Origin of the sequence: Gemella haemolysans (genome assembly GCF_028308085.1) — a bacterium.
Taxonomy (GTDB): domain Bacteria; phylum Bacillota; class Bacilli; order Staphylococcales; family Gemellaceae; genus Gemella; species Gemella haemolysans_D.
Genome location: NZ_JAQMFS010000035.1, coordinates 1 through 328, shown reverse-complemented (window position 1 = coordinate 328; position 328 = coordinate 1). Strand labels below are relative to the sequence as shown.

General features: G+C 49.4%; 1 rRNA gene. It reads left to right on the top strand.

The features are described from left to right. Positions 1–286 (top strand): 16S ribosomal RNA (locus PNO30_RS02805); the annotation flags it as partial. Positions 287–328: the final 42 nt, after the last annotated feature.

The following is a 328-nucleotide window of genomic DNA, read 5'->3' as shown; positions in this document are numbered from 1 at the left end:
AGCGAAACCGCGAGGTCAAGCAAATCCCATAAAGTTGTTCTCAGTTCGGATTGTAGTCTGCAACTCGACTACATGAAGCTGGAATCGCTAGTAATCGTAGATCAGCATGCTACGGTGAATACGTTCCCGGGTCTTGTACACACCGCCCGTCACACCACGAGAGTTTGTAACACCCGAAGCCGGTGGAGTAACCATTTGGAGCTAGCCGTCGAAGGTGGGACAAATGATTGGGGTGAAGTCGTAACAAGGTAGCCGTATCGGAAGGTGCGGCTGGATCACCTCCTTTCTAAGGATATATTCGGAACATCTCGTAGAGATGATATGGAAT